Source organism: Pseudoalteromonas piscicida (assembly GCF_000238315.3).
Taxonomy (GTDB): Bacteria; Pseudomonadota; Gammaproteobacteria; order Enterobacterales; family Alteromonadaceae; genus Pseudoalteromonas; species Pseudoalteromonas piscicida.
Map to the genome: position 1 here is coordinate 450,727 of NZ_CP011924.1, position 12,732 is coordinate 463,458.

Below are 12,732 nucleotides of genomic sequence, written 5' to 3' on the forward strand. Positions count from 1 at the left end.
AACTTAATTAACCAAGCCGGAGAGTGAAAAACATTCAAAGGTTGGAAAAGAATCTAAGTTTGAGAGTGAAAGACTCGATTTAAAGTGGGAGAACCATCATGGCACTTTATGTAAATACTAACGTAAGTTCATTGAACGCACAAAGACAATTAATGCAATCTGGTAATTCACTAGATACCTCATTCAAACGTCTATCATCAGGTTTTCGTATCAACAGCGCTGCTGATGATGCTGCAGGCCTACAGATTTCTGACCGTTTGAGTTCACAAATCAATGGTCTAAACCAAGGTAACCGAAACGCGAACGACGGCATTTCACTAGCGCAAACAGCCGAAGGTGCGATGGATGAAGTAACCTCAATGTTCCAGCGTATTCGTACACTGGCACAACAAGCATCAAACGGCTCAAATACAGACGAAGATCGTTTGGCGATTCAAGAAGAGATTCGTTCACTATCCGAGGAAGTAAACCGAGTCGCTGCTGACACGACCTTTGGTGGTCAAAACTTACTGGATGGCAGTTACTCAGCAAACTTTCAGGTAGGTGCTGATGCGGTACAAACTATCGGTTTCAGTATGCAGAATGTTGCTGGTACAGCAAATGATATGCAGGCAAACGGCGGTTTTACACTGTCAGGTATCGCGGGTATCGCAAGTGGAGTAACAGGTGTAGCACTAAGTGCAACAACAGGAACTATTAGTACAAACATTGGTACTGAAGCTGATGCAAAAGTATTCTCAGATGTATTCACAGCTGGCGGCATCTCAGTATCTTCGCAAGCGAATGCTCAGGCTGTACTAGCTGGTATGGATAACTTGATTGCGGTAGTTGATAAGAAACGTGCAGAGTTAGGTGCGGTTCAAAACCGATTCCAATCAACGATTCGTAACCAAGCAAATATCTCTGAGAACTTGTCGGCTGCGAAATCACGTATCAAAGATACTGACTTCGCTCAGGAAACTGCAAGCTTAACCAAAATGCAGATCCTTCAACAGGCTAGCCAAACAATCCTAAGTCAGGCTAACCAACGTCCTCAGGCTGCTTTAAGTCTTCTAGGATAACAGTTGGAAGGTAAAGGTGCCTAAGCCGAATGGGGTATTTGCTTAGGCACCGAATTGGATGATAAAGCGGAGGTGCTTAAATCCAATAGCGTTCATTAAAACAATGAACACGTTAATTAAAGCATTAAGTATGCCAACTTTATGCTAGAAAAATGACACTCACTCTCAAATTTATCTAAAGAGGCCAACTGGCCTCTTTTTATTTCCCTACACTTTGAGCTGAAGCCTCTCCACCCATCAAAAAAGCCGCGGCTAGATGCCGAAATGCTAGTTAGTCGTTCCTCGATAAACAAAGTATTTAATACCTATTTTTAAGTTCCCTGTGTTATTTAATCATAGCTTTGGATTTTTGGCCTGCTATTTGCTTGCTACTAGTTACAGTAAATTCTGGCGTCAAAGTGGCAATTGGTTGCCTTAGTTGGTTGAATACCCGATGCATAAGTGCCGCTTTGTCATTTAACTATCTATCAATTAGATATTGATTTGACAAAAAGAGAGTGAATTATGGCTTTATATGTAAATACAAATGTTAGTGCTATTAATGCACAGAGACAGCTAACTAACTCGGGCAATGAACTAGATACATCTTTCAAACGTTTGTCATCTGGTATGCGTATTAATAGTGCTGCTGACGATGCGGCCGGGTTACAAATCTCCGATCGATTACAATCTCAAATTTTAGGTTTAACCCAAGGGAACCGAAACGCCAATGACGGAATTTCATTGGCTCAGACCGCTGAAGGGGCAATGGATGAAATCACTTCTATGTTCCAACGTATCCGTACCCTATCTCAACAGGCAGCGAATGGTTCTAACACTGATGAAGATCGCTTGGCCATTCAAGAAGAAATTAGACAGTTAGCCTCTGAGGTTAATAGGGTAGCGTCTGATACCACTTTTGGTGGACAGAACTTACTTGACGGTTCTTATGCTGCTAATTTCCAAGTTGGTGGTGATGCGGTTCAAACTATTGGGTTTAGCATGCAATATGTAGGTGCGACAGCAAATAGTTTGGCTGACAATGGTGGCTTTACACTTTCTGGGATTGCAGGGGTAGCTAGTGGTGTTTCTGGCGCCGCATTAAGTGCAACAACTGCTACGATTAGTACAAATATTGGTACTGAGGCTGATGCCAAAGTGTTCTCAAATGTTTTCACAGCAGGAGGGATCTCGGTTTCTTCACAGGCCAATGCACAAGCTGTTATGGCAGGTATGGATGCGCTGATTGCGGTAGTTGATAAAAAGCGTGCAGAGTTGGGTGCTGTACAAAACCGATTCCAGTCAACAATACGGAACCAAGCTAATATTTCTGAAAACTTGTCGGCAGCAAAATCGCGAATTAAGGATGCTGACTTTGCACTAGAAACAGCCAAATTAACGAAGAATCAGATATTACAGCAAGCAAGTCAGACGATTCTCGGTCAGGCAAATCAGCGTCCACAAGCGGCACTGAGCCTACTTCAGGGTTAGAAATGAATAAAAAATAAAAAAATTACAAATAAAGCTCAAGCTTTCGCTTTAGCAGCCGATAGCAGAATTAGAGAACTATAAATTTAGGACTCTTATTCATCGTTGGTAGCAGGGTAGGGGTATCCCGCTCCAGCGAGTTATGTTGATAAAGCGGAGGCTATTATGGCTTTATATGTAAATACCAATGTGAGTTCATTGAACGCGCAGCGGCAACTAAATAAATCCTCAGGTGCGTTAGATACATCCTTTCAACGCTTGTCGTCAGGTTTGCGCATTAACAGCGCAAAAGATGATGCTGCAGGTATGCAAATCACAAACCGTCTAAATGGTCAGATCAATGGTCTGAATCAAGGCATGAGAAACGCCAACGACGGTATTTCATTAGCGCAAACAGCCGAAGGTGCACTGGATGAAACCACTCAGATGTTCCAGCGTATTAGAACGCTTGCTCAGCAGGCTTCGAACGGTTCGAATACGGATGAAGATAGGCTTGCACTACAAGAGGAAATTCGTTCATTAGCTGAAGAAGTAAACCGCGTCGCTGCGGATACGACATTCGGTGGCCAAAACTTGCTTGATGGCAGTTATGATGCGAACTTCCAAGTCGGTGCCGATGCAGTTCAAACTATCGGCTTTAGTATGCAAAACGTAGCAGGTACTACAAACGATTTACAAGCGGATGGCGGTTTCACACTGTCTGGTATCGCAGGTATCGCAAGTGGTGTAACTGGTGTGGCACTCAGTGCGACTACAGGTACAATTAGTACCACGATTGGTACCGAAGCAGATGCGAAAGTCTTCTCAAATGTATTCACGGCGGCTGGTATTTCTGTATCTTCGCAAGCGAATGCCCAGGCTGTATTAGCTGGTATGGATAACTTGATTGCGGTAGTTGATAAGAAACGCGCAGAGCTGGGTGCGGTTCAAAACCGATTCCAATCAACTATTCGTAACCAATCGAATGTTGCTGAAAACTTAACGGCTGCACGTTCTCGGATCCAAGATACAGACTTCGCACAAGAGACTGCAAACTTGACTAAGATGCAGATTTTGCAACAAGCAAGTAGTTCTATCTTGAGCCAAGCGAATCAAAGACCGCAAGTAGCTTTATCGCTACTAGGTTAATTGATTAGTATTGTAGCGTCAGGTTTGTGAATAATTCTCAAACTTGGCGTATACTTTACGGTAAAAGGTTTGGAGGTGTGTTGTGAAAGAAGTTCAAGCGTCTACACCAAATGGATTCGTCAATCATACAAAACCAGAAGAATTAATTAGGACGGCATCTTCTGCTGAGACGACTCGTGCGGTTGAGTCTACTAGCAAAACAGAATCTAGTACGAAGCAAAGCGAGGAACAAGGTGCTGTAAAGCCTGACATTTTGGAAGAAATTAAAAGCAACTTAGAAAAGCTGAATCAGTTTATTCCTGTTACAGCAACTAATTTGTCTTTCGAGTTTGACGAACGTGGAGATCCTCCCGTTGTAAAGGTGATCGATACGAACAATGATGAAGTAATACGGGAAATTCCTTCCGAGGAGTTTCGTGAAATGGCTAAAGCTCTCGAAGAGTTTGCCGATAAGGTGTCAAGTAGAGGATTGCTGTTTGATAAAACAGCTTAATATTGGGTTGGAGGTTGTATGCCATTAATTACATCAGCGGGTATAGGCTCGGGGCTTGACTTAGAAAGCATCATTAAAGCGACAATTGATGCTGAAAATGTTCCTAAGTTACAAGCATTTGCCAAAAAAGAAGACTCTTTAAAAGTGGAGTTATCTGCGGTTGGTGAGTTAAAGTCCGCAATCTCTAAACTCAAAGACACGATGGCGAAGCTTGCAGATCCTGACAACTTTGGTAAGCGAGTAGCAAACATTACCCAACCTAGTGGCGGAGATATAATCAGCGTTACTCCAACATCAGATATATCCGTAGGAAACTTTAAAGTTGCCGTCAAACAATTGGCAGAGGGTAGCCGTATCATTTCAGCAGACGACGCATTTGCATCGACTGATGCGGTCGTTAGTGCATCCGGAGGTACACTTTCGTTCGGAGCTGGGCCAGATAAGTCATTTGATTTAGATGTGACAGCGGGAATGACACTTGCTGAACTCAGAGACGCAATAAACTCTTCTGAGTCTAATTTCGGGATAACCGCGAATATCGTGAATACGGGTAATGTTGGTTCCAAGCTTGTACTTACTTCCAATGTCACCGGCGACAATAACGACTTAACAATAACTTCGGATACTGCAGAGCTTGATGCAATCAGCACAACTGCATCTGGTGGTGGTGCTGGTGGAATGACAACAGTTCAAGCTGCGCAAAACGCAATTATTACTGTTGATGGCCTTGAAGTGACAAGTGATAGCAACACATTCAAGGATGCGGTACAAGACATGACGATTAGAGCCCTTGAAGTTAGTGAAGGTAACGATACTGATGGTTATGCGACAGCTAAATTAAATATTGATTACGATCGTGAATCTATTAGCAAAATGATTGACGAGTTTATTGCAAATTATAATAATTTGATTGGCACTATTGGTCTTCACACTCGAGTTGGTAGACCGTTAAACGGTGACTCCTCAATGAGGACATTGAGCGACCAGATGATATCGACTCTATCGTCAGAGCTTACAGACGCAGGTCCATTTGGTTCCATTTTTGATATTGGCCTCGGCGTTAAAAAAGATGGATATCTTGAAAAATCTTCACTGGTAAGAAGTCTTAATGAAGCTATGGACGATAACTACGATGATATTGGCAAGGCTTTTGCAGGTGATAACGGTGTAGCTAAACAACTTGAAGAGTTGCTAGGTAATTACGTCGATTCTAAAGGCATATTGAAGCAACGTGAGACGAGCTTAAATAGCCAGTTAGATGATTTAGAAGATGACGTCCTGAATCATGAATATCGAATGAAATCGATGGAAGAAGGGTTACGTCAAAAATATGCTGGTCTAGACGTGTTGATTGCTCAAATGCAGCAAACACAGTCCTATTTAGGTGCTCAATTAGCAAATTTACCTGGCTTCACTAAATCTAAGTAAACTAAGAGGCATGTGATATGTATAACGCCCGAGTCAAAAATTACCAAAGAGAAGCATTGAAAACGAGAGTTGCAGGTGCAGACCGTTATGAAATAATTCAAATGTTGATGGCTGGTGCCGTTGAAAAAATGGTACTTGCGAAGGTATCTATTGAAAAGCGTCATCTCGAAGCCAAAGCAGAACATATTTCTAAGGCTTCAGCCATCATTGAAGCACTTCGTGGAAGCTTAGACTTTGAAGTTGGTGGCGAAGTAACAGAGAATCTGTATGCCCTCTATTCATACATGTTAGACAGGTTGTTAGATGCTAGCATGCAAAATGATCCTGCTATAGTTGATGAAGTATCGAATTTGCTGAAGGAAATCAAGTCTGCTTGGGACGCGATTCCAATTGATGTACGTAAGCAGACACTGGATGCTAACGGCGCGGATGCTAATGTCGGCTGAGTTAGCTCACATAGAAGCAACCCTTAATAAGCTGGATGCTGCTTGTCAGGCAGGTGAGTTGGAAGAGGCTCAATGTCTTTTCATTCAGATAGACAAACAGCTCCGGACAACATTAACAGCTGATGTGTTAGCTGATTCAGAACAAGCTCAACAATCGGCTTTAGTCATATTCAATCATATCCAATCAATAATGAGCCAGTTGCTGCAGGAAAAAAGCGCTGTTGCAAAAGAACTATCACAAGTTATTGGCAATAAAAAAAAGATCAAAGCGTATAAAAATATTTAATACGACACCGGCAAATGTATGAACAAAGACCCCTTATCACAACAATTAGAGTCTCTGAGTGAGCAACTTTCGGATACCGCTGCTCATCAGGCTAAAGAAGCCAAGTTTGCTGAAGAAGCTAACGAACGTTTTAATCTAAATTTAAAAAGTTTCGAAAAATATTTCCCCAGTATTGCACAGACCATCAAGGAGTATCATGTTCGTGAAGACTTTTGTCTGCACGTGACTGCATCAGGGCATGGTAACTTTATTCCAAAGGGCTGCACAGCGCCAATTTATTCTCAGTCACCGATAGAACAAACCCAAACTCAAGTTGAGAAGCAGCTCAGTAAACCTGTACTAAGTCTTACTGATTATACCGGATACGGTCAAAATCAAGAAGATGATCGCCTGCATGTCCGTTATATGACCGAACTGACTAATTTGATGGTTGATATTCGAAACCAAGGCGAAGAAAAACTAACTAATTTACCTGAACATTTCCCAACAGCAATTATTTTTGGTATTGGTTTGGGGTATCACATCCCATTATTGTTTGAACGGACTCAGTTTGATTATACTTTCCTAATAGAGCCCGACTTTGAGCAGTTTTTTGCGAGCCTATTTTGTACCGACTGGTACCAGATTATTTCAGATATTGACGAGCAGGGTGGATGCTTATTTTTTCACTTGGGAGTTGACCACAGTACGTTTATCCGAGACATTGAAAAAATAGCGGAAGATGTTGGTGCATTTGCTCTTGTTAGAAGCTTTTGTTATCAGCACACACCAGATGCACGATTGAATGTGCTTATTCAACAATGGGCGAAGGATTATTTCCGCTTTCAGTTTGGACACGGGTTTTACAATGACGCCGTGACAGGATTAGCTCACAGCATTCACCATGTTAGAAACAAAGCGGCATGGCTTACCAAAGCAAGCACAAGCTTAAATAAAGACACACCTGTTTTCATTATAGGCAATGGTCCTTCGTTAGATGAAGCTGAAGATTTTATTAAGCGCAATCACAAAAAAGCAATTGTAATTGCTGCAGGCACATCGATCGCCACTTTGTACAGAAAGGGGATCCCAGTTGATTTCCACGTTTTAGTAGAAAGGCCATATTCAAATTACAAAATCTTTGGTGATATTGTTCCACCAGAGGTTTATCAAAATACCAATCTAATCGGGTTAAGCACCTTATACCCAGATACAAATAAAAGATACAAATGGGCTGGCATCGCTGCGAAAGGCTCTGAGGCTGGTACTTCGATGATGGACATTATCGCATTGCGTTATATGTCACAGACTTTGCCAAAAATCCCGTATAGTAATCCAGTTGTTGCGAATACCGCTTTATCATTTGCCTTGTATTTAGGGTTTAGAAATGTGTACCTATTTGGCGTTGATAATGGAAAAGACCCTAGAGGTGCTCATCACAGTAAAGACAGTATTTACAGACCTAGTAATGACGATGATGAATCGTTGGGGTTGGGCCACTTAGAGATACAAGGCCACACTTTAGACGGTAATCTCGGTGGCATTGTTGTATCAAACGATCTATTTATGATCGCTCATGCCCAACTTGAAAAGCTGCTTAATTATTATGACGTCAATACATGTTTAAATATCGGGAGCGGCGCTAAAATTGAAAAGGCACTACCAGTAAAAGCAGATGACTTACTCGATATTGAAGAAGATTATGATATTACTGAAACTGTAGAGCTAATAAAGTCTGATTGCTTTGATGTATTTAATCTTGATGATGTAAGTGACGAATTTATTGCTTTAGATCGCCTTAGTGAACTTGTTTTGCATATTTGTGAGATAGCGTCAGAACCCGTGAAGTCTAGGCAAGAAGCAGCGGATCAGCTAAGACGTCAATCACGCTATTTGTTTGCATATCGTGACTCTATTCTGGGACACCTATTTCACTTGCTAAAAGGGTCGCTACTGTATTATCACTGTCCGATGATAACCTTACTTTATACATACGAAGATGAAACTTTTTGTTTAGCACAATATGAAAGGCTGAATCAGCTTTGGATGAGTTATATCAAGGAAATTTATACTCATTTTTGTGATCATTACACTGAAAAATGTGATCTAGGAAAGGAGTTGCAGTAGTGCACTACGAAGAAAGTGAGCAATTTTACAGTGACCTTTATGACGAGTTGTTTCCAATCTTGAGGTCTATCACAGGGCCTGGGCTCAGACAAAGTTACGACATTTTTGGACGATATATGCCATTGGAGAGACTATCTATTCCAACTGGTACTGCTTTATTTGACTGGCAGGTCCCTCAGGAGTGGCACTGTGATGAGGCTTACTTGGTGGGCCCTGACGGCGAACGTATTGCTGACATAAAACGGCTTAACCTTGAAGTTGTTAATTATTCTGAGCCAGTAGATAAGATCTTAACGCTAGAAGAACTCCAGCCTCACCTGTATAGCTTACCTGAATTACCAGAAGCTGTTCCCTATGTTACTAGTTATTATAAAAAGCGTTGGGGCTTTTGCCTGAGCCAGACACGTAGAGACGAACTAAAGGCTGGTCAGTATCGAGCTGTAATTAAAAGCAAATTTGTGGACGGTCATTTAGATATCGAGCACACGCTGCTTGCAGGGCAATCTAAACAGGAAGTGCTACTTAGCTCTTATCTATGTCACCCCTCTATGGCGAACAATGAGCTTAGTGGTCCTCTGGTGTTGCTTGGGCTTTATCATCGAATAAAGCAATGGCCAAAGCGCCGCTACTCATATCGTTTTGCGCTTCACCCCGAGACCATTGGAAGTTTGGGGATGTTACATGTAATGCAAAATCATTTCCGCCAAAACTTAGTTTCAGGGCTTGTACTGAATTGCTTGGGCGGAAGTCCACGGGAGTTAGTGTTTAAGCACAGTCGAAATGATAATGGGTTATTAGATAAGCTGCTTTATCATCTTAGCGAAGAAGGATATGGCCATAGCAATATTCCGTTCACACCACTGAGTGGCTCTGATGAGCGTCAGTATAATGCCCCTGGGTTCCAGTTTCCAGTTTGTTGCGTCAGCCGCAGTTTCCACACAGGTTACAAAGAATACCATACATCATTAGATAACAAAGAATATATGGGGATCAAGCCGTTATTAGATAGCATAGACAAACTGGAAAAGATCTTCCTAGCCTTTGAGCAAAGTGCGCGGTTTGAAAACACGCATCCTTATGGTGAGCCCAATTTGGGTAGTCGTGATTTATACCCAACTCTCAGCTTTTTTAGTGAAGAGCGAACCCGCCAACTGGATGAACTAAATCATATCAAGATGTTACTTTGCTACAGCGACGGGGAACATGACACGATAGATATTGCACGTAAGTACAGTCAACCGGTTACGGAGTTTGCAAGTGCAATCAGTAAACTTGAGGGGCATGCGCTACTAAAAATGTTATCTCCTAATAGGGAGGAGTCATGATGGCAAATAGTCAAGCGGTAGTCGTTGGGGGAGGTATATGTGGTCTGGTCGCAGCTTTACTGTTAAAACGACGCTTTACCAATGTGGTACTGATTGAACAGGCAGAAACCGTTGGTGGTTTGTTTTGTTCCGTGAAAGATAGCTCTGGTGCTGCTTACGATATGGGTTCGCATATACCTAATGCTACTGGAATAGAAGAGCTTGATAAGATTTTGTTTTCGGATGCCGATAGTGGCAGTTGGAATAAAATATCTAGACTACGCTCAGGAAACTTCTTCGGCGGTAGTTGGGATTTGAACAGTCCATTTCCTGATGCGACTAAGTTACCAAAAGAGACTTACTTAAGTGGCTGCGGTGAACTGATCAATTGTACAGAACTACCGGATACTGACCTGATTTACGATTATTGTGTAGACTCCTTAGGCGTTGTTTTTACTGAAAGTATTGTGCTGCCTATTTTAGAAAAGCTCTATGGTAAGGATGCGCCACTGAAGGAGTTAACAATGGCGGCGGGGCTGTTTGGATTTACACGCATTCTTGCATTACCTGCAGATGTGACTGCGAACCTCAAGCAGTTACCAGCATTTGATGCTAAGCTTGGATACCAGCGTGAATCTGACTTTCAAAAACGCAAGGCGCAAGATAACCTCAGTGAGGTAACCTATTACTATCCAACCAAGGGGGAGGGGATTGGTTACTGGGTAACGCAACTGCAACAGCAGGTTGAACAAGCAGGAGTAGAAATCATTACTTCAGAGCGAGTTACGCAAATAGTGCATCACAACAATAAGGTTACCAACTTGATGTTGGCTAATACTGAACGAGTGTTAAAGTGTGACTTTTTATTCTGGAGTGCTCCACCTTTCATTGCTTTGAGAGCAATGGGGCTGACGCCTTCCAGAGGCCAAGTTACCTTGCGAACTGCGCTAATTTTTCACCTAAATTTTGACCGTCCTTTACTAGATAGAAATTCCCATTATCTTTGGGTTTGGGATCCAGATAGCGCTATTTTTCGTTTGACGTTATATCCAAACTTAATTGGCCGAAGCACACATCATCACATATCTGCGGAGATTTTGTGCGGTCCTGATGAAGTAAGTTCCTTTACAGAAGCTGAGATTATCAAACAACTCAAGGAGATGGGGATTGTTGACTCAGAAGCGAAGCTGGTAAGCGGTCATACTCAAGTGATCAATAATACTTTTCCAGTTCCAACAACAGAGTTTCAGGCCGTTAATCAGCAGAACTACGAGACATTGACAAACTGCGTCGACAATGTCGTTGTTTCGGGTCGTTTCAGTGGAAAATGCTGGCGTCAGGCTGAGGTATTGATTGAGGCTTATGAGTCAATTATGCGGGTAGCCGACGCGAGTTAAGCGTCGGCCTGTGTTAGCCAAGCCTGATATGAAAATATGGTTCGATATTGCCACCGAAACTCAATTTGAACCAGCCCCTCTGCGGACTGTTAATCCCCTCTAAATCCAATCGCGAGATACCTTTTTGCGCTAGTAGCGGGAAGGCTTGCCACAAAACAGCCGTCCCAGTATGGCTATCGCGCATGTCTGGGTGGTTTGCGCCGTAAAAATAGTAAGCAGTATCTTGATGAATTAAATAGGTCGCAAAACTACCGATTTTTTGGTCCTGAGTTTGTGCTTGATACATATATAGCAGCCCTTGTTCTGCTAAGCTTTTTATTCTTAGTGCTAGTGACGATAACTGCCTACCATCGACCTCAATTCCCTGACGCGCCATGGTCAGCCCGTAATATTGAGCGAACAAATCAAAGTCTTGTGACGGCTGGAGTGTTACTCCTTTTTTAATGCCATAGCGTATCTCCTGACGCCTTGATACTGAGCTATTGCTGTAGTTATCAGACTGTTCAAGTTCTACCTCTGTGGTGCTAAATTCATCGAGTTCAAGTATGGAAGTATAGCGCGGCACAGCTGCAAACATAGGGCCATCATTATGATAATTGATCCACAAAAAGGCACGAATATCTTTAATGGCCGGGTGCAATTTGAGCTGCACCTGAGTGTAGTGCTCTGTGAGGTACTCGGCAATATATTCTTGCGCTGCGAACAACTCGGAGTGGCCCTGGGCACGATTAAGGTGACTGATATTGCGATGCACTATGCCGTCATGGATAACATCATGGTGGCCGATGACCTGAGTTTCGCTTTCATCTACGATCAGTAGCACAGCGGCTATTTTTTCTTTGCCTTTACAGCAATAATAGGCGTGATACTTCACACCCAGCAGCGCAATAAACTGGCTATGAATAAACGGACTACCATGGGGAGATGTGGCGATAAAGCTGTCCCAGTGATGGTCCAGCTCACAACGCTCAAGAGTAAACTTATTCTTCATGAGTTGGCTTTTTCAGTACCATACTCCAAGCAGCATGTACTCCATCGCTGCCGTACTCGCTAGACTGAGCGTGACTGAGTGACACAATTTCAAATCGCGATACTAGCTGGTGGATGAGGTCTGCGTTAAAGAAATTGACGTTTCCAACACCTGCAAATGGTCCCCAAGTGTAGCCTGTTTTAGTATATTCATCGACCGACTCAGGCGCTTTAGCATAATCAGAGTGCTCAGTGCTAAACCAGTCAGTGATCAGTAATACACCGCCAGGCTTAAGTTTATCGTAAGCCTCATCTAGGTAGCGCTGAATGCTACTGGCTGGATTGTGTACGGATGCGCCCCGGTCGACGATTAAGTCGAACTGTGTTTGAAAGGGCCAGGGTTGTGTAAAGTCACCCACATACAGATTATTTGAAATGTTAGTGAATCTTTGTTTCAGCTCACCAATAATAAACTCGCTGCCATCAATACCATAAACGTTGGGACAATAACTGAGAAAAAAGGGAAAGTTTGCGCCAGCACCACATCCGACTTCCAAAATAGTAAAGTCTGGATTGCTCTCGCGCAGCTTAGTGTTGCGCAGAGCTCCGCTCACAATTTCGCTCCATGGCCAAACGGACATGTGCTG

The 12,732-nt window shown here is 42.7% G+C and carries 12 protein-coding genes; 10 read left to right on the plus strand and 2 right to left on the minus strand.

The genetic code is table 11. The features are described from left to right. Positions 1-98 precede the first annotated feature (98 nt). The 10 genes from PPIS_RS02125 to PPIS_RS02170 all read left to right on the plus strand — a co-directional run bounded on the left by PPIS_RS02125 (position 99) and on the right by PPIS_RS02170 (position 11,116). On the plus strand, positions 99-1,061 hold the full coding sequence (locus PPIS_RS02125) for a flagellin N-terminal helical domain-containing protein (RefSeq protein ID WP_010369260.1): 963 nt from the start codon (positions 99-101) through the stop codon (positions 1,059-1,061). 504 nt (positions 1,062-1,565) lie between these two features. Beyond that, positions 1,566-2,531 carry a flagellin N-terminal helical domain-containing protein gene (locus PPIS_RS02130; RefSeq protein ID WP_010369253.1) on the plus strand — a complete coding sequence of 322 codons (966 nt, stop codon included), beginning with the start codon at positions 1,566-1,568 and terminating at the stop codon, positions 2,529-2,531. A gap of 162 nt (positions 2,532-2,693) precedes the next feature. Beyond that, complete coding sequence (locus PPIS_RS02135) at positions 2,694-3,656, plus strand: flagellin N-terminal helical domain-containing protein (RefSeq protein WP_010369251.1); 963 nt, start codon at positions 2,694-2,696, stop codon at positions 3,654-3,656. Positions 3,657-3,738: 82 nt separating this feature from the next. Further along, on the plus strand, positions 3,739-4,149 hold the full coding sequence (locus PPIS_RS02140) for a flagellar protein FlaG (RefSeq protein WP_010369249.1): 411 nt from the start codon (positions 3,739-3,741) through the stop codon (positions 4,147-4,149). Positions 4,150-4,167: 18 nt separating this feature from the next. After that, complete coding sequence (gene fliD, locus PPIS_RS02145) at positions 4,168-5,577, plus strand: flagellar filament capping protein FliD (protein WP_010369248.1); 1,410 nt, start codon at positions 4,168-4,170, stop codon at positions 5,575-5,577. Between the two features lie 17 nt (positions 5,578-5,594). Next, positions 5,595-6,023: a flagellar export chaperone FliS gene (gene fliS, locus PPIS_RS02150; protein WP_010369245.1), complete on the plus strand. Its 429-nt coding sequence runs from the start codon at positions 5,595-5,597 to the stop codon at positions 6,021-6,023. Further along, complete coding sequence (locus PPIS_RS02155) at positions 6,013-6,309, plus strand: hypothetical protein (RefSeq protein WP_010369243.1); 297 nt, start codon at positions 6,013-6,015, stop codon at positions 6,307-6,309. Before fliS ends, PPIS_RS02155 begins: the two co-directional genes overlap by 11 nt. A gap of 18 nt (positions 6,310-6,327) precedes the next feature. Beyond that, positions 6,328-8,415 (plus strand): motility associated factor glycosyltransferase family protein, encoded by a 2,088-nt coding sequence (locus PPIS_RS02160; RefSeq protein ID WP_010369240.1) that lies wholly within the window; start codon positions 6,328-6,330, stop codon positions 8,413-8,415. Then, a complete protein-coding gene (locus tag PPIS_RS02165; protein ID WP_010369239.1) occupies positions 8,415-9,740 on the plus strand; it encodes a DUF4910 domain-containing protein in 1,326 nt (441 codons plus the stop codon). The genes PPIS_RS02160 and PPIS_RS02165 overlap by 1 nt, the downstream gene beginning before the upstream one ends. Further along, positions 9,737-11,116, plus strand: a complete 1,380-nt coding sequence (locus PPIS_RS02170; protein ID WP_248694119.1) for an NAD(P)-binding protein — start codon at positions 9,737-9,739, stop codon at positions 11,114-11,116. Before PPIS_RS02165 ends, PPIS_RS02170 begins: the two co-directional genes overlap by 4 nt. Before the next feature lie 13 nt (positions 11,117-11,129). Here the strand turns inward: PPIS_RS02170 and PPIS_RS02175 are convergent, their stop codons facing one another. Beyond that, on the minus strand, positions 11,130-12,107 hold the full coding sequence (locus PPIS_RS02175; protein ID WP_010369235.1) for a GNAT family N-acetyltransferase: 978 nt from the start codon (positions 12,105-12,107) through the stop codon (positions 11,130-11,132). Then, the gene (locus tag PPIS_RS02180) at positions 12,097-12,699 is read right to left on the minus strand and encodes a class I SAM-dependent methyltransferase (protein ID WP_249031240.1); all 603 of its coding nucleotides are present in this window, start codon (positions 12,697-12,699) and stop codon (positions 12,097-12,099) included. The genes PPIS_RS02175 and PPIS_RS02180 overlap by 11 nt, the downstream gene beginning before the upstream one ends. Positions 12,700-12,732: the final 33 nt, after the last annotated feature.

What these genes read in the sequence shown, in the direction of transcription:
- PPIS_RS02125 (WP_010369260.1), top strand. Translation starts at nt 99, where the DNA reads ATGGCACTTTATGTAAATACTAACGTAAGTTCATTGAACGCACAAAGA.
- PPIS_RS02130 (WP_010369253.1), top strand. Translation starts at nt 1,566, where the DNA reads ATGGCTTTATATGTAAATACAAATGTTAGTGCTATTAATGCACAGAGA.
- PPIS_RS02135 (WP_010369251.1), top strand. Translation starts at nt 2,694, where the DNA reads ATGGCTTTATATGTAAATACCAATGTGAGTTCATTGAACGCGCAGCGG.
- fliD (WP_010369248.1), top strand. Translation starts at nt 4,168, where the DNA reads ATGCCATTAATTACATCAGCGGGTATAGGCTCGGGGCTTGACTTAGAA.
- fliS (WP_010369245.1), top strand. Translation starts at nt 5,595, where the DNA reads ATGTATAACGCCCGAGTCAAAAATTACCAAAGAGAAGCATTGAAAACG.
- PPIS_RS02155 (WP_010369243.1), top strand. Translation starts at nt 6,013, where the DNA reads ATGTCGGCTGAGTTAGCTCACATAGAAGCAACCCTTAATAAGCTGGAT.
- PPIS_RS02160 (WP_010369240.1), top strand. Translation starts at nt 6,328, where the DNA reads ATGAACAAAGACCCCTTATCACAACAATTAGAGTCTCTGAGTGAGCAA.
- PPIS_RS02170 (WP_248694119.1), top strand. Translation starts at nt 9,737, where the DNA reads ATGATGGCAAATAGTCAAGCGGTAGTCGTTGGGGGAGGTATATGTGGT.
- PPIS_RS02175 (WP_010369235.1), bottom strand. Translation starts at nt 12,107, where the DNA reads ATGAAGAATAAGTTTACTCTTGAGCGTTGTGAGCTGGACCATCACTGG.